General features: G+C 70.0%; 26 protein-coding genes. 15 read left to right on the top strand and 11 right to left on the bottom strand.

The annotated features are described in order from the left end of the window. The first annotated feature begins 10 nt into the window (after positions 1-10). On the top strand, positions 11-625 hold the full coding sequence (locus tag M5C96_RS17985) for an MlaA family lipoprotein (RefSeq protein ID WP_272564490.1): 615 nt from the start codon (positions 11-13) through the stop codon (positions 623-625). Next, a complete protein-coding gene (locus M5C96_RS17980) occupies positions 601-744 on the top strand; it encodes a hypothetical protein (RefSeq protein ID WP_272564489.1) in 144 nt (47 codons plus the stop codon). The genes M5C96_RS17985 and M5C96_RS17980 overlap by 25 nt, the downstream gene beginning before the upstream one ends. Before the next feature lie 28 nt (positions 745-772). Here M5C96_RS17980 and M5C96_RS17975 read toward each other — a convergent pair whose 3' ends face one another. Further along, complete coding sequence (locus M5C96_RS17975; RefSeq protein ID WP_272564488.1) at positions 773-949, bottom strand: hypothetical protein; 177 nt, start codon at positions 947-949, stop codon at positions 773-775. Positions 950-1,125: 176 nt separating this feature from the next. Between M5C96_RS17975 and M5C96_RS17970 the strand changes: the two genes are divergently transcribed. The 6 genes from M5C96_RS17970 (at position 1,126) to M5C96_RS17945 (ending at position 7,676) form a co-directional block, all read left to right on the top strand. Further along, positions 1,126-1,701 (top strand): RNA polymerase sigma factor, encoded by a 576-nt coding sequence (locus tag M5C96_RS17970; protein ID WP_272564487.1) that lies wholly within the window; start codon positions 1,126-1,128, stop codon positions 1,699-1,701. A 9-nt stretch (positions 1,702-1,710) separates the two neighbouring features. Continuing rightward, positions 1,711-2,529 (top strand): anti-sigma factor, encoded by an 819-nt coding sequence (locus tag M5C96_RS17965; RefSeq protein WP_272564485.1) that lies wholly within the window; start codon positions 1,711-1,713, stop codon positions 2,527-2,529. A 107-nt stretch (positions 2,530-2,636) separates the two neighbouring features. After that, entirely contained in the window at positions 2,637-3,587 is a 951-nt protein-coding gene (locus tag M5C96_RS17960; RefSeq protein ID WP_272564484.1) for a DUF3034 family protein, read from the top strand. Between the two features lie 30 nt (positions 3,588-3,617). Beyond that, entirely contained in the window at positions 3,618-4,160 is a 543-nt protein-coding gene (locus tag M5C96_RS17955; protein ID WP_272564482.1) for a group I truncated hemoglobin, read from the top strand. Positions 4,161-4,420: 260 nt separating this feature from the next. Then, on the top strand, positions 4,421-6,373 hold the full coding sequence (locus tag M5C96_RS17950; protein ID WP_272564481.1) for a methyl-accepting chemotaxis protein: 1,953 nt from the start codon (positions 4,421-4,423) through the stop codon (positions 6,371-6,373). A 70-nt stretch (positions 6,374-6,443) separates the two neighbouring features. Then, positions 6,444-7,676 (top strand): DNA polymerase Y family protein, encoded by a 1,233-nt coding sequence (locus M5C96_RS17945; protein ID WP_272564480.1) that lies wholly within the window; start codon positions 6,444-6,446, stop codon positions 7,674-7,676. 61 nt (positions 7,677-7,737) lie between these two features. Here the strand turns inward: M5C96_RS17945 and M5C96_RS17940 are convergent, their stop codons facing one another. Both M5C96_RS17940 and M5C96_RS17935 read right to left on the bottom strand, forming a co-directional pair. Next, entirely contained in the window at positions 7,738-8,142 is a 405-nt protein-coding gene (locus M5C96_RS17940) for a ribosomal maturation YjgA family protein (protein WP_272564479.1), read from the bottom strand. A 204-nt stretch (positions 8,143-8,346) separates the two neighbouring features. Continuing rightward, positions 8,347-9,237: a LysR family transcriptional regulator gene (locus tag M5C96_RS17935; RefSeq protein ID WP_272564478.1), complete on the bottom strand. Its 891-nt coding sequence runs from the start codon at positions 9,235-9,237 to the stop codon at positions 8,347-8,349. Positions 9,238-9,319: 82 nt separating this feature from the next. Between M5C96_RS17935 and argC the strand changes: the two genes are divergently transcribed. Continuing rightward, positions 9,320-10,255, top strand: coding sequence for an N-acetyl-gamma-glutamyl-phosphate reductase (gene argC, locus M5C96_RS17930; RefSeq protein ID WP_272564477.1), 936 nt, complete (start codon positions 9,320-9,322; stop codon positions 10,253-10,255). A 46-nt stretch (positions 10,256-10,301) separates the two neighbouring features. On the opposite strand, the gene M5C96_RS17925 is transcribed toward argC, so the two are convergent. After that, on the bottom strand, positions 10,302-11,378 hold the full coding sequence (locus M5C96_RS17925; protein ID WP_272564476.1) for a porin: 1,077 nt from the start codon (positions 11,376-11,378) through the stop codon (positions 10,302-10,304). 44 nt (positions 11,379-11,422) lie between these two features. Beyond that, on the bottom strand, positions 11,423-11,845 hold the full coding sequence (locus M5C96_RS17920) for a MoaF-related domain-containing protein (protein ID WP_272564475.1): 423 nt from the start codon (positions 11,843-11,845) through the stop codon (positions 11,423-11,425). A gap of 192 nt (positions 11,846-12,037) precedes the next feature. On the opposite strand from M5C96_RS17920, the gene M5C96_RS17915 reads away from it, so the two are divergent. Next, entirely contained in the window at positions 12,038-12,472 is a 435-nt protein-coding gene (locus tag M5C96_RS17915) for a winged helix-turn-helix transcriptional regulator (protein ID WP_272564474.1), read from the top strand. Positions 12,473-12,616: 144 nt separating this feature from the next. Here M5C96_RS17915 and M5C96_RS17910 read toward each other — a convergent pair whose 3' ends face one another. The 3 genes from M5C96_RS17910 to M5C96_RS17900 all read right to left on the bottom strand — a co-directional run bounded on the left by M5C96_RS17910 (position 12,617) and on the right by M5C96_RS17900 (position 14,546). Continuing rightward, positions 12,617-13,612, bottom strand: a complete 996-nt coding sequence (locus M5C96_RS17910) for a GlxA family transcriptional regulator (protein WP_272564473.1) — start codon at positions 13,610-13,612, stop codon at positions 12,617-12,619. After that, positions 13,609-13,917, bottom strand: a complete 309-nt coding sequence (locus M5C96_RS17905; RefSeq protein WP_272564472.1) for a DUF1272 domain-containing protein — start codon at positions 13,915-13,917, stop codon at positions 13,609-13,611. Before M5C96_RS17905 ends, M5C96_RS17910 begins: the two co-directional genes overlap by 4 nt. A gap of 62 nt (positions 13,918-13,979) precedes the next feature. After that, positions 13,980-14,546, bottom strand: a complete 567-nt coding sequence (locus M5C96_RS17900) for a cysteine hydrolase family protein (RefSeq protein ID WP_272564471.1) — start codon at positions 14,544-14,546, stop codon at positions 13,980-13,982. 232 nt (positions 14,547-14,778) lie between these two features. Between M5C96_RS17900 and M5C96_RS17895 the strand changes: the two genes are divergently transcribed. Continuing rightward, positions 14,779-15,855, top strand: a complete 1,077-nt coding sequence (locus M5C96_RS17895) for an extracellular catalytic domain type 1 short-chain-length polyhydroxyalkanoate depolymerase (protein ID WP_272564470.1) — start codon at positions 14,779-14,781, stop codon at positions 15,853-15,855. A 78-nt stretch (positions 15,856-15,933) separates the two neighbouring features. Here the strand turns inward: M5C96_RS17895 and M5C96_RS17890 are convergent, their stop codons facing one another. After that, complete coding sequence (locus M5C96_RS17890) at positions 15,934-17,112, bottom strand: AI-2E family transporter (RefSeq protein ID WP_272564469.1); 1,179 nt, start codon at positions 17,110-17,112, stop codon at positions 15,934-15,936. 25 nt (positions 17,113-17,137) lie between these two features. Further along, entirely contained in the window at positions 17,138-18,211 is a 1,074-nt protein-coding gene (purM, locus tag M5C96_RS17885) for a phosphoribosylformylglycinamidine cyclo-ligase (protein WP_272564468.1), read from the bottom strand. Between the two features lie 321 nt (positions 18,212-18,532). On the opposite strand from purM, the gene hda reads away from it, so the two are divergent. The 4 genes from hda to folK all read left to right on the top strand — a co-directional run bounded on the left by hda (position 18,533) and on the right by folK (position 22,182). Further along, entirely contained in the window at positions 18,533-19,231 is a 699-nt protein-coding gene (gene hda, locus M5C96_RS17880) for a DnaA regulatory inactivator Hda (RefSeq protein ID WP_272548576.1), read from the top strand. Between the two features lie 61 nt (positions 19,232-19,292). Then, entirely contained in the window at positions 19,293-19,994 is a 702-nt protein-coding gene (locus tag M5C96_RS17875) for an HAD family hydrolase (RefSeq protein ID WP_272564467.1), read from the top strand. After that, complete coding sequence (gene pcnB / locus M5C96_RS17870; protein WP_272564466.1) at positions 19,991-21,655, top strand: polynucleotide adenylyltransferase PcnB; 1,665 nt, start codon at positions 19,991-19,993, stop codon at positions 21,653-21,655. Before M5C96_RS17875 ends, pcnB begins: the two co-directional genes overlap by 4 nt. 17 nt (positions 21,656-21,672) lie before the next feature. After that, positions 21,673-22,182 (top strand): 2-amino-4-hydroxy-6-hydroxymethyldihydropteridine diphosphokinase, encoded by a 510-nt coding sequence (gene folK, locus M5C96_RS17865; protein ID WP_272564465.1) that lies wholly within the window; start codon positions 21,673-21,675, stop codon positions 22,180-22,182. A 63-nt stretch (positions 22,183-22,245) separates the two neighbouring features. On the opposite strand, the gene M5C96_RS17860 is transcribed toward folK, so the two are convergent. After that, positions 22,246-22,884, bottom strand: a complete 639-nt coding sequence (locus M5C96_RS17860; RefSeq protein ID WP_272564464.1) for a cysteine hydrolase family protein — start codon at positions 22,882-22,884, stop codon at positions 22,246-22,248. Between the last annotated feature and the right edge of the window lie 9 nt (positions 22,885-22,893).

Below are 22,893 nucleotides of genomic sequence, written 5' to 3'. Positions count from 1 at the left end.
GAATCGCCGCATGCCGAATGCCCGGTATGCCGTCTGCGCCTTGGCGGTTCTCAGTACCGGATGCGCCTCCCTGGCGCAGCCGGATCCGCTGGAGCCCGTCAACCGCAAGATCTTTTCCTTTAACGAAGGCGTGGACAAGGTCGTCCTGCAGCCGGCCGCCAAGGCCTACAAAACCGTGGTTCCCGACGTGGCCCAAACGGGCGTGAACAACTTCTTTTCCAATTGGCAGAACCCGTGGTCGTCGGTCAACCTGATGCTGCAGGGGCGGTTGGGCGAGGGCATGACGACCCTCGCGCGCTTCGGCACGAACACCACGGTGGGCGTCCTCGGCCTGGTGGACGTGGCCAGCGGCTGGGGCATGCCGCACCGCAAGGAAGACTTCGGCCTGACCCTGGACACCTGGGGCGTGGGCACGGGGCCGTATCTGGTGATGCCGCTCTTCGGCCCGTCCAATGCGAGGGACGTGTTCGCATCGCAGGTCGATGGCCTGGGCAACCCGAAGAACCAGATCTCCAGCGTCTCTGTGAAGAACAGCCTGACTGCCGTCCAGGTGGTCAGCCAGCGCGCCAACTATCTGGGGCCAGCGAATGGGTGGACCAGGTGGCCCTGGACAAGTATCTGCTGATGCGCGACGCCCATCTGAAAAAGCGCAACCGCGCCGCCCAGGCGAAAGAAGCCGTCGCCCAGGTGGCCATGGAAGAGGCCGGCGACGTCAGCGAGGGCGGGCCTTTGGTCCGTCGCTAGTGAGTCGGCCCCGGCAGGCGCCGGGCGATCAGCCGGTCACCGCCTGCACGGCCGCGCCCGCGGCCGGCAGTTCGTGCGCCACCGCGCTCTTGCCGGCGTAGAACGCGCCGGCGGCCAGCAGCAGCGCGCCGGCAGCGAAGGTGGCGCGGCGCTTCATGGAACGCAGGTCGCCGAGGGGAAGGGCCTTGGATCGGTTGTCTCGCATGCTGTCTCCTGGTGGGTCGGGAAAGAGGGCTGCGTGCCGCAGGTGTCCTTCATACGCCGGCCGTGGCCGATCGGATTCAGAGTCCTTGTCCGAAGGAGGGCTTTGTATCCGCCAACCCACACCCACCGTATCCCGCTGCATGGCTGAGACCGCACTTTTTCTCACACAATGCGTGCATGAGCACCTCCCTCACGGACACCCAACTGATGGCCCTCATTGACCAGGTCGCGGGACGCGACGATGCCGCCCTCAAGCGCTTGTACGACCACACGTCGTCGCGCCTGTTCGGCGTGGCCCTGCGCGTGCTGCGCAACCGCGAGTGGGCCGAGGACGTGCTGCAGGAGGCCTACCTCACCATCTGGCGCGTGGCCGGCAGCTACCGCGAAACCCTGAGCCCGCCGATGGCGTGGATGGGCCTGATCGTGCGCAGCCGGGCGCTGGACTTTCTGCGCCGGCGCACGGCCGACCGGGCGCAGCTCACGCAGGAGTTCGATGACGAACTGGCGCAGACACTGCAGGCGGACCAGCCCTCGCCGGCGGACATCGCGCAGGCCAGCGAGCAGGCGACCGCGCTGCACCAATGCCTGGGCCGCCTGGAGCACCGCCATCGCGAAGTGGTCAGCCTGGCGTACCTGCGCGACCTGAGCCACGGCGAGCTGGCCGAGCAGTTGAAGCTGCCGCTGGGCACGGTCAAGACGTGGATCCGCCGGGGGCTGGGCCAGTTGCGCGACTGCCTGTCGCGCTACGCGTGAGGTGCTGCCATGAATCTTTCGCAATCCCCTGAACTGCTGGACCGCCTGGCGGCCGCCTATGCGCTGGGCACGCTGCGCGGCGGTGCGCGGCGCCGCTTCGAGACCCTGGCGCGCGAGCATGCCGGCGTGCGGGCGGCGGCGCTGGTGTGGCAATCGCGCTGGTCCGGCCTGACCGAGCTGCAGGCCGAGCAGGCCCCGCCGCCCGAAGTGTGGCTGCGCATCCACAACCTGGTGCAGGCCGAAAAGGAACGCGAGGCCATGCGCGCGGCGCGGCAGGGGGCCGTCCCGGCGCGGGCCGAGGGCGACGGCCACCGTGCAGGCCCTGGCGGGTGGCTGCGCAGCGTGCGTCTGTGGCGCGGCGCTGCGGCGCTGGGCGCGCTGGCCACGGTGGCTGCCGTGGTCGTCGGGCTGCAGACGCACCAGCGGCTCCAGCGGGACAGCGGGGCGCAGATCGCCCAACTGCGCCAGCAACTGGCCGCCACGCCGCAGGTGCGCTACGTGGCAGTGCTGGCCGATGCGAAGGCCGCGCCGTCCATGCTCGTCACATTCGATGCGCAAAAGAACGCGCTGGTGCTGCAGCGCGTGGGCGGTTTCCAGGAAGGCAGCGACCATTCGCTGCAGCTGTGGGCGCTGCCACCCGGCAGCGGCCCGCGCTCGCTCGGCGTGCTGGGGCCGCAGGCGCTGCTCACGCTGGCCACGCCGGAGAGCGCGGTGAAGAACGTGCCCACGCTGGCCATCAGCCTGGAGCCGCAGGGCGGCGTGCCGGGCGACAAGGGGCCGACGGGTCCGGTGCTGTTCACGGGCGCGCTGATCGAACGCATGCTGTAGCGAAACGGCCTCATATTCTGCTTTGCGGAATGGGGGTTTCGTCGGTCGTCGATTTGGGTAACACTCTGCTACAGCGCAGGTTGGCGCTCCTTTGCGGACGAACCCCCATGCACCCCATTCACTGGATCTCCACGGTGGCCTGCACCACCGGACTTTGCGCACTGCTGGCCGCCGCCGGCACCGCGCGGGCTGAAACCGGCAAGCTGCTGCTGACGGGCGGCGTGAGCAGCATCTCCGGCTCGGCCGGCGGCGGGCTCACCCCCTGGGCGGTGGTGGGCTCGAATGCCACCGAGGGCGAGGTCGGCATGAGCGCCTTCACCACCCGCACCCGCACGCGCGATTACGGCCTCACGAGCTACGGCGCGGCGATGGGCTGGAACGAGCGGGTGGAGGTGTCGGTGGCGAAGCAGGATTTCGATGCCGCCCCCGCCGTCGCGCTGAACGGCATCGCGGCATTCGGCGTCGAGCCCGATCTGCACCTCAAGATGGACATCATCGGGGTCAAGGTCCGTCTGCTCGGCGATGCGGTGCTCGAGGCCGACAGCGCCATGCCGCAGGTGGCGGTGGGCGTGGAGCACAAGCGGCTGCACCCCGCTTCGGCCAGCAGGGTCATCGAGTTCCTGGGGGCCGACACGAGCGGCACCGATGTCTACGTGACCGCCACCAAGCTGCTGCTGGACCGCAACCTGGTGCTGAGCGCCACGCTGCGCTCCACCAACGCCAACCAGAACGGCCTGCTGGGCTTCGGCGGCTCGGCCCCGGGACGCAGCCGCCGCAGCCTGCAGCCCGAATTTTCCGTGGCCTACCTGCTGCGCCGTGACCTGGCGATCGGCGCCGAATACCGCTTCAAGCCCAACAACCTGCAGGCGATCGGCGCCTCGGCGGGCCTGGGCGCCGCGCTGCGCGAGGACGACTGGCGCGACCTGTTCATCGCCTGGGCGCCCAACAAGCACATGTCGATCACCCTGGCCTACGTCAACCTCGGCCTCATCGTGCCGGGCGTGACGGGCTACCGCCGGCAAAACGGCTTGTACCTGTCGGTGCAGGCCGCGTACTGAGCCGCTGGCCGAAAGACGAGAGGAGGCCCCATGCCCATCCCTGCCACCCCCCGATTCGCGGTGCCGCCATGCCGCGCGCCGCGCGCCGCCGCCCTTGTGTTCGCGCTGGCCGCAGCCCTCGCCACGGCCGTGCCCGCTGCGGCGCAGCAGCCTGCCGCTGGTGCCACGCCACCCGGGGCCGCGGCGTCTGCTGCGGTGCCGGCCACTGCCGCGCCGGAAGGTCTCTACGACGCGCTGGGCGGCAAGCCCGGCATCGCCCGCATCATGAATGGCCTGGTGGACCGGGCATTCAAGGACGAGCGCATCGGCCCTCTGTTCAAGGAGACCAAGCCCCAGGCGCTCAAGGACAGTCTGACGGACCAGATCTGCGTGCTCTCCGGCGGCCCATGCCGCTACGAAGGGGCCGACATGAAGTCGGCGCATGCCGATTTGCCCATCCGAAAGCGCGACTTCAACGTCCTGGTTGAGTTGCTTCAGGATGCCATGGACGAACAGGGCATTGCGTTCACCCAGCAAAGCCGGCTGCTGGCGCTGCTGGCCCCCATGCACCGGGACATCATCACCGTGCGCTGACTGGCACCAAGGCGGTGCGCTCATTGCGAATGCACCGATCTGGTGAAAAGTCAAATTTTTTGGTATCTTTGTGTATCTGTACGCCTAGTGCGTCAGCTGTCGGTGTGCGTCCGGTCGAATCAATAAAATGATGGAATCGCTAAATTTAGCTGGCAATCGGCGAAATAAGGCGTTCTCCTACGGCCCAGCATTGGATGTTTCTATCAAATCCGTGGTGTTTTAATTTTTACAACTGGTGACGCTGTTGCCAGTGAAGACCTATGACCCATTGGATCAACAACCTCCGGATTTCGCGCAAGTTCTTGCTCATCGGCGCACTGGCGTTCTTCATGTTCGCCATTCCCACCACCCTTTTGGTGCATCTCAACTGGGACACCCTGCGCACGGTGGAGCGTGAAAACCTGGGCATCGCCCCCGCCAAGGAACTGCTCAAGCTGGTGCAGCTCACGCAGCAGCACCGGGGCCTGTCGGCGGCCTTCCTGGGCGGCGATGCCGCCTTGAACACGCCACGCCAGGCCAAGCAGTCCGAGGTCGAAGCCGCGATCGTGCGGGCCCAGGCTGCCGCTGCCGGACTGCAGGATCGGGAGCTGTCCGCCAGGCTGGACGCGCTGGCCGGCGAATGGCGCACCCTGGTTGCCGGCGTCGGGAGCAAATCCGTCACCGGTGCCCAAAGCAATGCCCGCCACGCCGCGCTGGTGGCCGGCGAATTGGGATTGATCGACGATGTGGCCAACAGCTCTGGCATCTCGCTGGATTCGGAGCCTGCCAGCTACTTTCTTCAGCGGGCCGCGCTGAACCATCTGCCGCACCTGACCGAATCCCTGGGCCAGATGCGGGCGCGCGGGGCCTTGGTGCTCGCACGCGGCGACGCATCGCCCGAAGAGCGCGCGCGCATCGAAACCCTGGCCGACCGGGCCCGTCAGCATTACGGCGATGCCCGCAAGACGCTGGAACTGGCCTCGGGCGGCAAACTGCCGCCGCAAGTGGAAGCCGCACGCAAGGCCGCGCTGGCGGCGGCGGAAGAGGGCTTCAAGCTCGCGGACGACAACATCGTGCAGGCGGCCACCTTGTCGATGCCTTCCACGCAGTGGGTGGCGCAGATGACCCGCATCATCGACACCCAGTTCGCGCTCGTGGCGGTGTCGTTCGACGTGCTGAGCGACACGCTGGGCACCCGGATCCAGGCGCTGCGCCGCGACATGCTGCTGATGGTGACCGCCGTGGCCCTGCTGGCCGCGCTGGCGGCCTGGGTGATGTGGATCGTCACCCGCGCCACCACGCGCTCGGTGGCCGTGGCCGTGCAACTGGCCGAGGCCGTGGCGCAGGGCGACCTGAGCACCAGCGTGCGCACCGAGGGCCGCGACGAGATCGCGCGCCTGCTGCAGGCCCTGGCCACCATGAACGACCGGTTGAGCGCGGTGGTGGATTCGGTGCGTGGCAATGCCGAAAGCGTGGCCAACGCCAGCGTGCAGATCGCGCAGGGCAATGCCGACCTGAGCCAGCGCACCGAAGAGCAGGCCAGTTCGCTGGAAGAAACCGCCGCGTCGATGGAAGAGCTGGGCTCGACCGTGCAGCACAACGCCGACAGTGCGCAGCAGGCCAACCAGCTGGCACGCAGCGCCTCCGGCGTGGCAGTGCGCGGCGGCGAGGTGGTGGGGCAGGTCGTGCAGACCATGAAGGGCATCAACGACAGCTCGCGCCGCATCGCCGACATCATCAGCGTGATCGACTCCATCGCCTTCCAGACCAATATCCTGGCGCTGAACGCGGCCGTGGAAGCTGCCCGCGCCGGCGAGCAGGGCCGGGGCTTCGCCGTGGTGGCCAGCGAAGTGCGCAGCCTGGCTGGACGCTCGGCAGACGCCGCCAAGGAGATCAAGGCCCTCATCACCGACAGCGTGGAGCGCGTCGAGCGCGGCACCGCCCTGGTGGACGAGGCCGGCACCACGATGAGCGAGATCGTGTCGTCGATCCAGCGCGTGAGCGACATCGTGAGCGAGATCAGTGCCGCCACCGCCGAGCAGAGCTCGGGCGTGTCCCAGGTCGGCGAGGCCGTGAGCCAGATGGACCAGGTCACGCAGCAGAATGCGGCGCTGGTGGAGGAAAGCGCCGCCGCGGCCGAAAGCCTCAAGGCACAGGCGCAGCAACTGGTGGACACGGTGGCCGTGTTCCGCCTGGCCGGCCACGGCCAGCCGGGCGCGCTGCGCGTGCGCTGATCGCCCGTCGCGCAGGCGCTTGCGGGAGCATCCCGCCGGGCCCACGCAACTGCCGGGGAGCGCGTGGACAATGGCGGACGTGACCGCCCCCGAAGAGCCCGCCGCACCCCTGCTACGCCGCATCGCCCACTTGGACATGGACGCGTTCTATGCCTCGGTGGAGTTGCTGCGCTACCCGCAGCTCAAAGGGTTGCCCGCCGTCATCGGTGGTGGCCGGCGGGCGCAGGACGAGGCCCTGGTGGCCGAGTACGCCGGCCGCGAGGCGGAGATTCCCGTCGCGGCCTTCCCGCTACTCAAGGACTATGTGGGGCGGGGCGTCATCACCACCGCCACCTACCCTGCGCGGCAGTTCGGCGTGGGCTCGGCCATGGGGCTCATGAAGGCCGCGCGCCTGTGTCCCCAGGCCATCCTGCTGCCGGTGGACTTTCCCTCGTACCGGCGCTTTTCGCGGATGTTCAAGGAGGTGATCGTGTCCATCGCGCCCGTCATGGAAGACCGCGGCGTGGACGAGGTGTACATCGACTTCACGCACGTGCCGGGCGGCCAGCGCGACGGCGGCTGGTCGCTCGCGCGGCTCATCCAGAAAAGCATCCTCGACGCCACCGGCCTGACCTGCTCGATCGGCGTGGCGCCCAACAAGCTCCTGGCCAAGATGGCCAGCGAGTTCAACAAGCCCAACGGCATTTCCGTCGTCCACGAGGGCGACCTGGAAACCCGGGTCTGGCCGCTGGCCTGCCGCAAGATCAACGGCATCGGCCCCAAGGCCGACGCCAAGCTGCAGTCCCATGGCATCCACACGGTGGGCGAGCTGGCCGCGCGCCCGCGCGACTGGCTGGTGCGCCACTTCGGCAAGGCCAGCGGCGCCTGGCTGCACGATGCCGCCTGGGGCCGCGACGACCGCCCCGTGGTCACCGAAAGCGAGCCCGTCTCCATGAGCCGCGAGACCACCTTCGACCGCGACCTGCACGCCGTGCGCGACCGCGCCGAACTGGGTCGCATCTTCACTGACCTGTGCGAGCGCGTGGCCGGCGACCTGCAGCGCAAGGGCTACGTGGGCAAGACCATCGGCATCAAGCTGCGCTACGACGACTTCAAGATCGCCACGCGCGACCTCACCATCGACCACCCCACGCAGGACGCGGCCACCATCCGCCGGGCGGCCGGGCAGTGCCTCAAGCGTGTGCCGCTGGACAAGCGGCTGCGGCTGCTGGGCGTGCGCGTGGGTAACCTGCTGACCGAGCAGGCCGCGCGCGACGCGCCGGTGGCCCGCCAGGGGCCGATGACGCCGGGGCTGTTCGACTGAGTGAGCCAGGCTTGCGGGCATCCGGACGGGCAGGGGCCTTTGCGCAGGGCCTCCCGGCCGCTCAATCGGGACGTGCCGCTTGGCTCTCAGTCCTTCGGCGCAGCCAGGCCCGGTAAAGCATGTCGAGCCCCAGGCCGACCGCCACGCCCACGGCATAGGCCGCCAGGTCCATCGTGTTGAACCGCGATCCCAGTACCAGGTGGCCCGGCGTGGTGCTGCGGATCGCGTTGATCCACGGCGCCTGGTACCGCTGCGAGAACTCCACCGCGAACGAGGTCGCCAGCGCCAGCAGGGCCAGCCGGCCCGGGGCCATGCGCGGCCAGAGGCAGGCCCAGCCGAACATCACCATCAGCGCCCACAGCGCATCGCCGGGGTACTTGCCCAGCGCTTCGGGAAACAGCACGCCGGGCCACCGGCGCGAGGCCAGTCCCAGGGCGATGCAGAGGGCGATGCCTGCCAACAGCACGGCGCGATGGCGTGGAGTGGGCGATGTGAGCGGATGGTCCATGAAAAGGCTGGAAAAGCAGGGGGCAGAAAAGCGGGTGGAGGAGGGCTGCTGAAGAGGCGGCGGTGCGCAGTATCCACCGGCAACGCCGTGCTGGCGCCCGGTAGCTGTCCGGTGTTTCGCCCCGTTGCCATCGCCGCCCAGCGAACGGCATTCAGTGCCGGCTCACGCTGCCGGGCCCTTCTCCGGCAGCAACGCCTCCAGCACGAAACGCGTCGGCCCGCTGGCCCCCCGGTCGCTCACAGCGAGGCCGAGCTGTCGCCACAGCGCCGGGCGGAGCGGGCGGATGGCGATGCGCGGGTCGCGCGTGGCCTCGTACGACTCCTGCGGCAGCAGCGCCGCTCCGTAGCCGGCGGCGACCAGCGTGCGGATCGCGTCGTTGTAGTTGAGTTCGATGCGGGGCCGGCAATGGACGCCTGCTGCCGAGAACCATTCCGCGGTCTGCCGGTACAGGCGGGTGGAGGCGTCGTTCATGATGAGCGGCCGCTCCGCCAGCCATTGCGCCGTGAGCCGCTGCGGCGCCTTCCAGGCCGATGGCAGGAAGGCGACCACCGCCTCGCGCCGCAGGGGCGTGACCTGCACGCCGCGCACGGCCGGCTGCGGCAGCGCCACCACGGCCAGGTCCAGGCTGCCGGCCGCGAGCCGGGCCATGCTTTCGTTGGAGGTCAGCACCTGCACGTTCACATCGACCCCGGGGTGTTGCCGGGCCAGGCGCTCGAGCGCGGGCGGCAGCAGGTGCGCGATGGCGCCGGTCGAGGCCCCCACGCGCACGCGGCCCGTCTGGCCGGCGAGCTGGCGCCGAACGTCCTCGACGGCATCGTCCGCGTCTGCCAGCAGCCGGCGCGCCCGCGCGATGAACCGCTCGCCCAGGGCCGTCGGTTGCGCGGGCCCCCGCCCGCGAACGAGCAGCTGGCCGCCCAGGCGCGACTCCAGCTCCGCGATCTGCACGGTGACGGTGGGGGCCGCCAGGTGAAGGGCGCGCGCCGCGTTGGCCAGGGAGCCGAGATCGGCGATGGCAACCAGGGTGCGCAAGTGGTCCAGGCTCAGTTCTCGCATGCCGGCAGTTTAATTTTTCTTAACTTTGGGTTGCCGATATTTCGCTGGAGCCATCGAGGCGGTCTCCCTACGATCGCGTTCCATGAACCACCAAATCTTCATCGACGGCGACCAGGGCACCACGGGCCTGGACCTGCAGAACCGGCTCCGGGGCTCGGAATTTCGCATCCATACCTTGCCTGCGGGCCTGCGCAAGGACCCGGCCGCGCGAAAGGCGGCGATCAACGATTGCGACATCGCCATCCTGTGCCTGCCCGATGCCGCGGCGCGCGAGGCCGTCGCGATGATCGACAACCCCGGCGTGCGCGTCATCGACGCCAGCTCCGCCCACCGCACCAGCCCCGGCTGGGTCTATGGCCTGCCGGAACTGGATGCGCAGCAAGGCGAACGCATCGCCAAGGCGTCGCGGGTCACCAACCCGGGCTGCTACCCCACCGCCGCAGTCGCCCTGCTGCGGCCCTTGACGGATGCGGGCCTGCTGCCCGCCGACTATCCGCTCACCATCCATGCCGTCTCCGGCTATTCCGGCATGGGCCGGTCGGGGGCCGAAGCGCACGAAGCGGGAGTGGGCGCGCATTCGCTCAAGGTCTACGGCCTGGCCCTGGAGCACAAGCACGTGCCGGAGATCCAGGCCTATGCGGGCCTGGTCGAGGCGCTCCTCTTCGTGCCGGCCTACGGCAGCTACCGGCAGGGCATCGTGCTTACCATCGGGTTGCATGCGCGAATGCTGCCCGCACAGGCTTCGGGCTCGCGCATCCACGAATGCCTGGCGGAGCGGTACCGCGATGCGGCGCATGTGCACGTGCTGCCGATGTCGTCGGCCGAGCCGATGACCGAACGGGACCCGCAGATCCACAACGGATCGAACGACATGGGCCTGGCCGTGTCGTGGAATGGGCGCACGGGCCAGATCGTCTTGAGCGCGGTGCTGGACAACCTGGGCAAAGGCGCTGCGGGCGCGGCTTTGCAGAACCTGAGGTGGATGGTGGGCGCCGGCGCTGGGCAGGCCGCGTCGTGAGTCCGGCGTGGTGGCGGCACGCACGCCCTCTGTGCGGTGCCCACCCTCAAAAGGTCATTCGCACTCCAACAGCGAGGGCGGAGGGTGAGGTTCCCGGCCCGGGCGTACCGTGGGGCGACTGGTACAGCGCCACATTGGATCTTTCGCTGTTGCGATTGCGCGCATAGCTCCAGTAGCTCACGGTCCTTCGTGCAAGCGGATGCTCGTAGGTGAGGGACACATTGCGCACATGCGCCGCCGCCGCGGTGCGGTCGGTGGACCAGAGGAGCTGTGCCATCACCTGTCCGTGCAGCCATGGCAGGGAGGCTCCCAGCGACGTGTTGCTGCGATCGATACCCGCTGCGCGGTTCCGGGTCCGGTGCAACGAGGAAAACAGCATGGCGGTGCCGATCCGGAACGTTCCCCCCAGCACCTGCGCGGTTTGCTGCGCCACCGTTCCGGCGCTGGTGGTGCCTGCGGAGGGTTGGGAGCGGTGGAATGCGTAGCCGATGAACCACGGGTCCTGGCCGTATCCGGTGCCGAACCCCACGTGGCGTCCGGAGGCGCCCTCGGCGCCCTGGCCCGGTGCCAGCAGTGCCGCCAGGCTGAACCCGGCCCTCGGCGCGGGCGCGTCCATCGCCGTGGCGTAGCCAAGGGAATACGTCAACGCGCCACTCACCCGTGCGGGCATTCCGCCTTGCAGCGCCTGAGTGGTCGTGATGGCGCCCAGGTAATTGGCGCCCAGGGGGGCCAGCGCACCCGCCGATACGGCGAACAACGGCGTGTACTGGCGGCCCACCGCGACCATGCCCGCATCGGCGTTTCCGGCCCCCACCCAGAGCTGGCGCCCCCAGCTGGGCGCGGGGGCGCCTGTCGCCAGCACGTCGCCGGTGTCCACGCTGATCCCCATCTCGGCCATGGCGAGCAGGTGCAGGCCCTGACCCAGGTCTTCGCGAGAGCGAAAGCCGACCCGGGAGCCGCGCGAGAGGCCTGAGCCGATGCTGGTTTCCGTGCCGGCGCCGTTGTGGTCCACACGCACATTGGCATCCACCACCCCGTAGAAGCTGGCCGACGACTGCGCCACCGCGGCGGCCTGCAGGAGGGCCAGGGCTGCGCTCAGGGCGGCCGCGCGGACCAGGTTCATGTCACGGCCTCCAGGGCTGGCGCAGACGCGGTGATCCGAAAGGCTCAGGGAATTTGGACCAGGGTGCCCTTGCGGCGGGACGCCGAGCCATCGGGCAGGAAGATGTTGGTGTAGGCCACGCCGTTGCGGAAATCGTCGACATGCACGACATGCTGGCCCGCGCGGCGCGACCAGTAGATCATGTAGACGTCATTGCCCAGTGCCGTCACCTGGATGTCGACGTTCGCGATGTTCTTGCCATCGGGCGATGTGAAGACCATCTCGCGCGCGGACTTGAAGTCGAGGCGGAACTTCTGGTCGCCGAAGTCCACGTTGTAGGACTTGCCCGTTGCCACGAAATCGGCATCGGCGACCTGTTTGACTGCGTGGGGGTCGGCGGCCTGTGTCTGGGCGGCGACCCATGGGGACGCGCACAGCGCACAGGCAGCAATGGCCAGGGAAGACAAGAAACGCGAGACGTGAGCCATGCGGCACCTTTCGAAATCAGGAGAACCCAGGGGGAAGGAAGGAATGGACCTCCCTGGACGACCGGCGCGGGCGAGTGCATGGGCTGCATCCATGCCCCACCAGTTTCCAAAAGAGACTGGGTGTATTCTCGAAATCTTTGGAGAAATCCGGAACAACGCACTTCGACGACACCAGGTATCCCGGAGGAAACCATGCCCCCCCAGAACGCTCCCACGCTCAATCCGACGCGGTATGCCTACAACGTGTACGAAGACCGGTGCCCCACCAGGCAGGTGCTGGAGCGCCTGGCAGACAAATGGGCCCTGCTCATCTTGGACCGCCTCAAGGACGGGCCGATGCGCTTCAACTCGCTGCGCCGGGAGATCAAGCAGATCACGCAGAAGGTGCTGACCCAGACGCTGCGCCGCTTGGAGCGCGACGGCTTCATTGCGCGGGAGGTGCAGGTCACCCAGGTGCTGATGGTGGAGTACTCGTTGACGCCCCTGGGCGAGACGCTCACGGACACGGTTTCGGCGCTGGCGCACTGGGCCGAGACCCACATGGACGCGGTGCTGGAATCGCAGGCGGCCTACGACCGGGCGCAACAGCAGCTGAGCGAAGCCGCATCGGCCATTCACCGGCTCTGAGGCACACCGTGCCGTTGGGCACCTCACCCCGTGAGGCCCTGGCAACGCACCTGCGAGTCCATCGCCAGCCTGTTCCACGCATTTGCGTGATCCATGGGCGGGCCGGCGTGGATTCTGGATTGGCTGGCCCCTGGCCAGACGCTCCTACCCGCCCGGATGCCCCATCTGCGACGGCGTCCCACCCCGCCCGAACTGCTTCCACGCCCGGCGCAGCTGCGTATCCGAACTGAACCCCGCCATCGCCGCCGCCTCGGTCACGTTGCGCCCCGCCCGCAGCGCGGCCTCGGCGGTGGCCAGGCGGATGCGGCGCAGGTACTGCAGCGGCGCGATGCCGGCGTGGTCCAGGAAGAGGCGGGTCAGGTGGCGCGGCGAGGCGTGCGCCACCTCGGCCATGGCGGGCACGCTCCAGTCGGCCTGGGGCTGCTGGGCCACGGCGTCCTGCACGCGGTGCAGCGCGCCGTGCAGGTGGTTGCGGTGGTGCAGGAAGGGCGACATTTCCGGGTCGTGCGGGCCGCGCCGCAGCGCCACTACCATGGTCTGCGCCACCTCGGCGGCGATGGCCGGGCCGCAGGCGTCGGCGATGCGGTGCAGCACCAGGTCGATGCCCGTGGTCACGCCCGCGCTGGTGTGCAGGGCGCCATCGGCCACGAAGACGCGGTTGGCCACCACGTCGCAGCGGGGCTCCACCTCGACCAGTTCGGCCAGGTGCTGGTGGTGCGTGGTGGCGCGCCGGCCGGCCAGCAGCCCCGCGTGCGCGGCCAGCACGGCGCCGGCGCACACCGTCACCAGTTCCAGTCGGCCCGTGGCCAGCCGCAGGCCGCGCAGCCAGTGCAGCAGTTCGCGCGCCTCGCTGCGCTGCACGTCGATGCGCTGCCCGGGCAGGCCCACCAGTACCACCCAGGCGGGCTGCGGCAGCGTGGCCGGCAGCGGGGCCAGCCCGGTCAGCGATACGCCGACCGAAGTGACCGATTCGGGCGCCGGGTTGACGAAGTGCAGCACGAAGCCCGGCGGCCCGCCCCGCGCCTGCAGCACCTGGTTGGCAATGCGCAGCGCCTCGGCGGGCCCGGCCCAGTCCAGCACCAGGCTGTCGGGCAGCAGCGCGAAGAAGACGTGGATGGGCGCGCCGGGGCCGCTGCTCATCGCTGTGCGGGCGGAATCTGCCGCAGGGCGGCGGAGAAGGCCGCGTGGGCGGCCGGGTCCACGGGCCGGTGGCGCACCACGGTGCTGGCGGGGTCGTTGCCCAGGAAGTTGTTGCCCTTGTGGTTGTGCGCCGGCCGGATCGGGCGAGGGGCGAAGCCGCCGCCGCAGTTGGGGCACACGTTGCCGAGCACGTGGTCCACGCAGTCGGCGCAGAAGGTGCACTCGAAGCTGCAGATGCGCGCATCGGGCGAGGCGGGCGGCAGGGCGGTGTTGCAGTGTTCGCAGGTGGGGCGCAGTTCCAGCATGGCGGGTCTTCTTTCGTCGTGATGGCAGAGGGGCAGGGTGGACGGGCGGGGCGGGGGAGGGATCAAGCCGCGGCGGCCGCGCGCTCCAGCGCCTGGGCGGCGGTGCACACGGTGGCGAAGCGGTCCTGCAGCACGGTGGCCGTGCGGTCCCGGATGTCGGCGGCGGTGAGTGTGCGGCCGTCGGGCTGCACCATGTCCCAGGTGAGCGTGGCATCGAGGGCGTAGTCCACCTGCCAGCCCAGGTCGGAGGCATGGCGGGTGGTGGTCTCGCAGCACTGCTCGGTGCGGATGCCGCTCACGATCAGGCGCTGGATGCCGTGCTGCGTCAGCCAGACGGCCAGGCCCGTGTCCACCAGCGCGCTGTGGCGCGATTTGGTGAAGGTGGCGGCGGCGTCGAACGGCGCCAGGCCCTCCAGCGGGCGCACATGGCCGGACTCGATGGCGAACGGGTTGCCGGCATCGGCGGGACCGTCGCTGTGGAAGATGCGCACCACCGGCACGCCCCGGGCCACGCAGCCCTCGATGAGTGCGTTCTGCGCGGCGAGGTAGGGCGGCAGGCTCTGCGCGGTGAAATAGGGACGCTGGCGGAAAGATTCCTGCGCGTCGATCACTATGAGACAGGTTCTCATGGGGGCGATTCGATGGGTGGTGGAGTATGGCGCTGATTTTGAAAGTGGTGGCGGCCTGCGTCCGGCCTGGGGCGGCCAGGGATCGATCATTTCAGGACATGTTTCGATGGCACGCGGCCGACTGGTTTGTAGGCCATGGCGCCCAATTCCAGTTCTGGCAGGCCCAAAAAATGCTGCACTGCAACAAAACTGGTATGGTGAACCCGCTACCCCGCCGATTGGACGACCGCCCATGCCCCGCAGCTCCCGCCTGTTTTCCCTGTCCGTTTTCACCCGGGCCTACCAGCGCAACCTGAAGGCGCTGGCCCGCGCCACGCGCCCCGCGCGGGTGAAGGCGGCCGCCAAGCCCCTGCTGTCGCTGGTGAATGCCGCCACCCCGAAGGCCCGGGCGCCGCGCAAGGTGCCGCCCGGGGCCGGTGAATGGATCGGCGGCATCGCCCCCGGCCCGGCCGGCGCGCGGCGCTTTCACCTGCACATTCCCCCGGGCCTGGCCCTGGGCGCGGGCGAAAAGCTCCCCATGATGGTGATGCTGCACGGCTGCGGGCAGACGGGGGCCGATCTGGCCGCCAGTTCGCGCATGAACCGGCTCGCTGCCCGCGAGCGTTTTCTGGTGCTGTACCCCGAGCAGGAGCGCATCGCCAACGCGCAGGGCTGCTGGAACTGGTTCTCGCACCGCAACGGCAAGGCCCACGCGGAAGCGGCCACGCTCATGGCGGCGGTGGACCAGGTGGCGCGGCGCCATCCGGTCGATCTCACGCGCGTGGCGGTGGCCGGCCTGTCGGCCGGCGCGTGCATGGCGGTGCTGCTGGCGGCGCGCTATCCGGAACGGTTCTGCGCGGTGGCCATGCATTCGGGCGTGGCGCCGGGCACGGCGGAGTCGTCCGCCCAGGCGCTGGCCGCCATGAGCGGGCGCCGCGAGGCCCTGCTGCCCGAGCCCGCGCCGCCGGTGCTGGGCATGGGCCCGCCCCCGCCCGAAGGCCCGCTGCCCTTGCCCCCGCTGCTGGTGCTGCACGGCGAGGCCGACGGCGTGGTGTCGCCCCGCAATGCCTGCACCACGGCCGAGCTGTGGGCGCAGGCTTTGGGTGCCAAGGCCGGTGACCAGCGCATGCAGCAGCGCGGCAAGCGGCATGCGACGCGCCTCACGGAGTTCAAGCGGCAGGGCCGCACCGTGGTGGCGCTGCGCGAAATCCTGGGCCTGGGGCATGCCTGGAGCGGCGGCCTGGCCAGCGTGCCCTACAGCGATCCGGACGGCCCGGACGCCTCGGCGCTCATCTGGGCGTTCGTGGCGCGGCAATTCCAGAAGGTTTGAGCCAAAAGGGCCTCATGCCCTAGAACTTATTGGTTGTTTTGCTATATTTTTGGTAGCAAATGCCATCCGGTCGGCCGGTCACACCAGCTGCGCTGCCTGCAGTTCCTTCTTGAGGTACGCGTAGAACAGCGGCGCTGCCACCAGCCCGGCAGGGCCGAACACCGCTTCGGCCACGAACATCACCGCCAGCAGTTCCCACACGCCCATGTGGGTGCGCTGGCCGACCACCTTGGCGTTGATGACGTATTCGGCCTTGTGGATCAGGATCAGGAACGCCAGGCAGGCGATGGCCGCGGCCGGCGACACCGACAGCCCCACGATGGTGATGACCGCGTTGCACAGCAGGTTGCCGACGATCGGCACCAGCCCCGCCAGGAAGGTGAGCGTGATCAGCGCGGGCGTGTACGGCAACTGCATGCCCCACAGCGGCAGCACGCCCAGCAGGAAGATCGCCGTCAACAGCGTGTTGAACGCCGCGATCCAGAACTGCGCCGCCACGATCTGGCGGAAGGCCTCGCCGAACCAGGTGATGCGCGCGGAGAGCGCCTCGGCCAGCGGCCCGCGGGGCCCGTCCAGCGTGCGCACGGCCGCCAGGGCCCCGATCAGCAGGCCCACGTAGGCATGCAGCAGGCCGCTGAGCCACGCGCGGCCGGCCATGGCCAGCGCGCCCGCCTTGGCGCCCAGGTAGCCGGCGATGGTGCGCTGGATCTCCACCGCGCCTTCGGGCAGGTGCGAGGCGATGTCGGGCGGCAGCTTGAGGCGCAGCTCCAGCACCGTGCGGGCGAGAAAGTCGAGCAGTTCGCGGTACTGCTGCGGCGCCTCGACGATGTAGCTGCGCGAATGCGAGGCCGCCAGCACGATGAGCGAAAGCGGCGCCAGCATGACCACGGCCGCCGCGATCACCTGGCCCGCCGTGGCGCCGCTGCCGGACGGCCGGTGCACGCTGCGCCCCGGCGGCCAGGCCAGCCGCGGCGCCAGCCAGCGCGTGAGCAGAAACCCCAGGCAGGCGCACAGCAGGCCGGGCAGCAGGCCCTGCCACATCACCAGCAGCAGGGCCGCGGCCATGAGCACGTAGCTGGCCGTGACCACGCCGCGGGGCCGGGCGGGGGGCGTGGCGGCGAAGGTCGGCGGGGGCGGGGCCACTGCCGCGGTGCCCGCAGGCACGCCGGCACCGGCCGCGCCGGGCGCCGTGGGGGCCGCCCGCACGGGGCCGGCGGCGGAGGGCGGAACGTCGTGCGGTGCGAGCGGCTCCATCATGGGCGGCGGGGTGCGGCTGAGGGGGTCAGCCCACCACCACGGGCGCGCCGTCGCCGCGCTCGGCGATGGTGCCGATCGTGTAGACCGTCTCGCCCAGCGAGCGCAGCGTGGCGGCCGTGGCTTCGGCCTCGGACGCCGAGACCACCACCACCATGCCGATGCCGTTGTTGAAGGTGCGGTTCATCTCGATGTCGTCGATGCCGGCCGTCTTCTGCAGCCAGGCGAACAGCTCGGTCTGCGGCCAGCTGCCGGCTTTCAGGTGGGCGGCCAGGCCCTCGGGCAGCACGCGCGGGATGTTCTCCAGCAGGCCGCCGCCCGTGATGTGGGCCAGGGCCTTGATGCCACCGGCCGATGCCGCATCCTGCGGCGCGGGGTGCTTGGCCAGCGCGGCCAGCACGTTCTTCACGTAAAGGCGCGTGGGTTCCATGACGGCTTGCTTGAACGGCTTGCCGTCCAGCGTGGCGGGGGCCGAATCGCCGGCCCGCTCGATGCACTTGCGCACCAGGCTGAAGCCGTTGGAATGCACGCCGGCCGAGGCCAGGCCCAGCACCACGTCGCCGGCCGCCACGGTCTTGCCGGTGAGGATCTTGGATTTTTCGACCGCACCGACCGCAAAGCCGGCCAGGTCGTACTCGCCGGCGGGGTACATGCCGGGCATTTCGGCCGTCTCGCCGCCGATCAGGGCGCAGCCCGACAGCTCGCAGCCCCGGGCGATGCCGCCCACCACGGCCGCGGCCGTGTCCACGTCCAGCTTGCCGCAGGCGAAGTAGTCGAGGAAGAACAGCGGCTCGGCACCCTGCACCAGCACGTCGTTCACGCTCATGGCCACCAGGTCGATGCCCACGGTGTCGTGCATGTTCCATTCGAAGGCCAGCTTGAGCTTGGTGCCCACGCCGTCCGTGCCGCTCACCAGCACCGGCTCCTGGTAGCGCTTGGGCACCTCGAACAGGGCGCCGAAACCGCCGATGCCGGCCAGCACGCCCTCGCGCATGGTCTTCTTGGCGAGCGGCTTGATGCGCTCGACCAGCGCGTCGCCGGCATCGATGTCGACGCCAGCGTCTTTGTAGGAGATGGGGGTGGAGGAGTCGGAGGAGCTCATGGAAGGGTTCGTGAGTGCTGGTGGGCCCGCGCGGCGGGCTGGAGCGGCGGATTTTAAAGGCCCCGCCCGCCTGGCCCGCCAATGCCCCCGCGGGCCGGCGGATGGCGTGGCCGCGGGTGGCCCGTGGCGCCGTGGCCGGACGGGTCGCCGCGGCAGACTAAAATTCGCGCCGGCGTGTCCCGCGCGCCCTGCCATCCGGCCCTTTGCCATTCCCACTTCCATGCCGCCTCGCCCCCCACTGCCGCCCTTCGTCCCGCACCGCGCCTGCCGCTGCGGTCCGGGTGCGCGGCGCGTGCGGGCCGCCGTGCCGGGGCACGGCGCATGAAGCAGCTCGCGCTCGACATCGGCCTGGCCACCGGGCCCACGCTGTCCCGGTTCTTCGCCGGCACCAACGAGGCGGCCCTGCAGCACCTGCGGCTGGCCGTGGGCGATGGCGCCGTCGAGGTGCTGCGCTCGCCGGTGCCCACCTACCTCTGGGGCGAGTCGGGCAGCGGCAAGACCCACCTGCTGGAGGCCGTGCGTGAGGCGCTGCGCGAGCAGGGCGCCTCGGTCGGCTGGCTCGATGCCTCGGTGGCCGAGCCGACGGCGTTCGACGACCGCTGGTCCGCCGTGCTGCTGGACGAGGTGCACCTGTACAACACGGCCCAGCAGGCCGCCGCCTTCAACTGGTTCGTCAATGCCATCAGCCCCGCCGTGGGCGAGCCCCGCTGGGTGCTGGCTGCCGGCCAGACGCCGCCGGCCGACCTGCCGCTGCGCGACGACCTGCGCAGCCGCCTGGGCTGGGGCCACATCTTTCAGCTGCACCTGCTGGGCGAGGCCGAGCGCCGCGCGGTGCTGCGCCAGGAGGCCGACGCGCGCGGTATCTTCCTGGGCGACGATGTGATGGACTACATGCTCAAGCGCTTCTCGCGCGATCTGGGCAGCCTCATGCAGTTGCTGGACCAGTTGGACAGCTTCGCCCTGCGCACCCAGCGCGCCATCACCATTCCCCTGCTGCGGGCCATGCTGGAGTCCGAATAGCGGCGCACGCTGCCGGCTTTGCCTCCCTCCGCCCGCCCCCTTTTTCCACACCCCACACCGCATGAACCCTGAACCCCCGGCGCAACGCCCTCGGCTGGCCCTGTTCGACCTCGACCACACGCTGCTGCCGCTCGACTCCGACTACGAGTGGGGCGAGTTCACCATCCGCATTGGCTGGAACGACCCGGTGGAGTTCGGCCGCCGAAACGACGAGTTCTACGCCCATTACCAGGCCGGCACGCTGAACGTGCACGACTACGTGCGCTTCGCCATCGAGGCCGTGCGCCAGCGCGGGCCCGAGGCCGCCGCAGCGGCGCATGCGCAGTTCATGCGCGAGGTGATCGGGCCCGCCATCCATCCGCAGGCGCTGGAGTTGGTGCGCCAGCACCAGGCGGCGGGCGACCAGGTGGTCATCATCACGGCCACCAACGAGTTCGTGACCGGCCCCATCGCCCAGGCGCTGGGCGTGGACGAGCTGCTCTCCATGGGCCTTGCGCGCGACGCGCAGGGCTGGTACACCGGCGCCATCGAGGGCACGCCGACCATGCGCGAAGGCAAGGTGCGGCGCATGGAAGAATGGCTGGCGGCGCGCGGCCTGGCCTGGAGCGGCGTGGAGAGCACGTTCTACAGCGACTCCATGAACGACGTGCCGCTGCTCGAAACCGTCGATCACCCGGTGGCCACCAACCCCGACCCCCGCCTGCGGGCGCTCGCGCAGCAGCGTGGCTGGCGCATATTGGATCTCTTTCCCACCCAACCATGATCAAGAAGTTCATCGACAAACTGCTGGGCAAGGGCGCCCCCGGCGCCGGCCGCGGAAAGAACCGCTTCGGCAAGCGCGAGGAAGTGCCTGCCTCGGTGCACGGCATCAACCCCGAACTGGTGGACCGCCGCGCGGCCGACGTGGTGCGCACGCTCAAGGCGGCGGGCTATGAGGCCTACATCGTGGGCGGCGCCGTGCGCGACCTGCTGCTGGGCCTGCGGCCCAAGGACTTCGACGTAGCCACCAACGCCACGCCCGAGCAGGTCAAGGGCCTGTTCCGCCGCGCCTTCATCATCGGCAAGCGCTTTCGCATCGTGCACGTGGTGCACGGCCGCGGCCGCGAGCACGAGGTGATCGAGGTCTCCACCTTCCGTGCCTACCTGGACAACACCGCCATCGAGCAGCAGGTGAGCGGCAACGAAAAGACCAGCAAACAGCAGCTGGTGGGCATGCAGCACGCCGTGGACGCCAGCGGCCGCGTGCTGCGCGACAACGTCTGGGGCCCGCAGGACGAAGACGCCACGCGCCGCGACTTCACCGTCAACGCGATGTACTACGACCCCGAAACGCAGGTCGTGGTGGACTACCACAAGGGCATCCAGGACGCGAAGAAAAAGCTGCTGCGCATGATCGGCGACCCGGCCACGCGCTACCGCGAAGACCCGGTGCGCATCATCCGCGCCGTGCGTTTCTCGGCCAAGCTCGCGGGCCTGGGATTCACCATCGAGCCCAAGACGGCGGGCCCGCTGATCGAGTCGCAGGCGCTGCTGGCCGACGTGCCGCAAAGCCGCATGTTCGACGAAATGCTCAAGCTGCTGCAGACGGGCCACGCGCTGGCCACGATCGCGCAGCTCAAGAAGCTGGACATGGCGACCGGCATCTACCCGCTGCTGGACGTGGTGGTCGAGCGCGCCGACTCCTCCTTCGTGAGCGCCGCCCTGGCCGACACCGACCGCCGCGTGGGCGAGGGCAAGCCCGTGGCGCCGAGCTTCCTGCTGGCCTGCGTGCTGTGGCAGGACGTGAAGACCGGCTGGGACCGGCGCATCGCGCAGCGCGAGCAGCCGTTTCCCGCGCTGCAGGACGCCATCGACGACGTGTTCGAGCGGCGCATCGGCGACGTGTCGGGCCGCGGCAAGCTGGCCGCCGACATGCGCGAGATCTGGGTCATGCAGCCGCGTTTCGACAAGCGCGTGGGCTCCACGCCCTACAGCATGGTGGCCCAGGCACGCTTTCGCGCCGGCTTCGACTTCATGCGCCTGCGCGCCGATGTGGGCGAGGTCGAGGAGGCGCTGGCCGAATGGTGGCAGGAGTTCCAGCACGCCGACGACATGCGCCGCGACGACATGATCGACCAGGCCCGCGAAGAGCAGAAGTCCCGCCAGCGCAAGGCCCAGCCCGTCGTGCGCCGCGTGCCCCGGCCTGCGGCGGAGGCGGACGGCGCTGCCGCCTCCCCTGGCGAGGGCCGCCCGGCCGCAGCCCCCTCCCGCGGCGATCAGGAAGGGCAGGACGGCCAGGACCATGAACACGATGGCGGCGAAGACCCGGCCGGCGACGGCCAGGCCGCCCCCAAGAAGCGCCGCCGGCGCCGCCGCAAGCCTTCGGGCGGTGGTGGCGGCGAGGGCGCGGCCCCCGCGGCCTCGTCCGGCCCTTCGGGCGATTGAACGGGGCGGGGCACGGCATGGCGGCGGTGTACTTTCCCGCGGGCGGCCCCGGCACCCCGGTCTCTGCCTGGATCGGTCTGGGCGCCAACCTGGGCGATGCGCGGGCAGCGCTGCTCGGCGCGCTCGATGCGATGGCGCAATGGCCCGGCAGCCGTTTGCTGCGGGTGTCGTCGCTGTACCGCAGCGCACCGGTGGATGCCGGTGGCCCGGACTACTGGAATGCCGTGGCCGAACTGGCCACCCCGCTGGCCGCCATCGACCTGCTGCATGCTCTGCAGGCCATCGAGCAGGCGGCCGGCCGCGAGCGCCCCTACCGCAACGCGCCGCGCACGCTGGACCTGGACGTGCTTTTGTACGGCGACGAGCGCATCGACACCTCGGAACTCACCGTGCCCCATCCGCGCATGGGCGAGCGGGCCTTCGTGCTGCAGCCCCTGGCCGAGATCGCACCGGGGCGCGTCGAGCCCGCCCGCCTGGCCACCGTGCAGTCGCAGCGCATCGAGCGGCTCGGGCCCTTCTGGCCCTGAACAACCCCCCGCGCTCCGCAGGGAGCGCCGACAGGTCGGTGTTCGCCGCTACTGCGCTACTGTTCAGGCGGCCTCGCGCCCGCGCTGGTTCGACGAATACACATCGCCCTTCGGCAGGGCCTGGCCGGCCTGCACGGCCGCCAGCCAGCCCCGGGTCGTCGCCACCGCCGCGAAGTTGCTGTGGAACACCACGCTGAACACGCGGTGGATTTCCTCGGCGCTCACGCGGCCGGCCGCATTGGCATAAGGCAGGGCACCGCTGGCATCGCTCAGGAACTCCACGGCCAAACCCCGGTGCGCCGCTTCGAACACCGTGCTGGCGTCGCAGTTGTGCGTCATGTAGCCCACCACGGTCAGCGTATCGATGCCGCGGGCAGCCAGCCAGTCGGCCAGGTCGGTGTTCGCAAAGACGCTGGCGAGCTGTTTTTCGATGCGGTGGTCGGCAGGCCGGCGCGCCACTTCCGGGTGCAGTTGCCAGCGGTCCGTGGCCTTGTCGAACACGGGCGCGCCTGTGGGCGCGGTGTGCTGCACCACTACCACCGGCACGCCGGCGGCCTGTGCGGCGTCCATGGCGCGGGCGATGTTGGGCAGCGTGTCCGCCACCGGGGGGTATTCGATGGGCAGGTTGCCGCCCGCGAAGTACTCGTTCTGCACGTCGATGACGACCAGGGCGCGGCGGGGAGGGGTGGGGGTGGTGGGCATTCTCGAAGT

The sequence above is a fragment of the Acidovorax sp. GBBC 1281 genome, from assembly GCF_028473645.1.
Taxonomy (GTDB): Bacteria; Pseudomonadota; Gammaproteobacteria; order Burkholderiales; family Burkholderiaceae_C; genus Paracidovorax.
The sequence above is the reverse complement of the archived record's forward strand: the minus strand, read 5'-3'. Positions and strand labels throughout refer to the sequence as shown.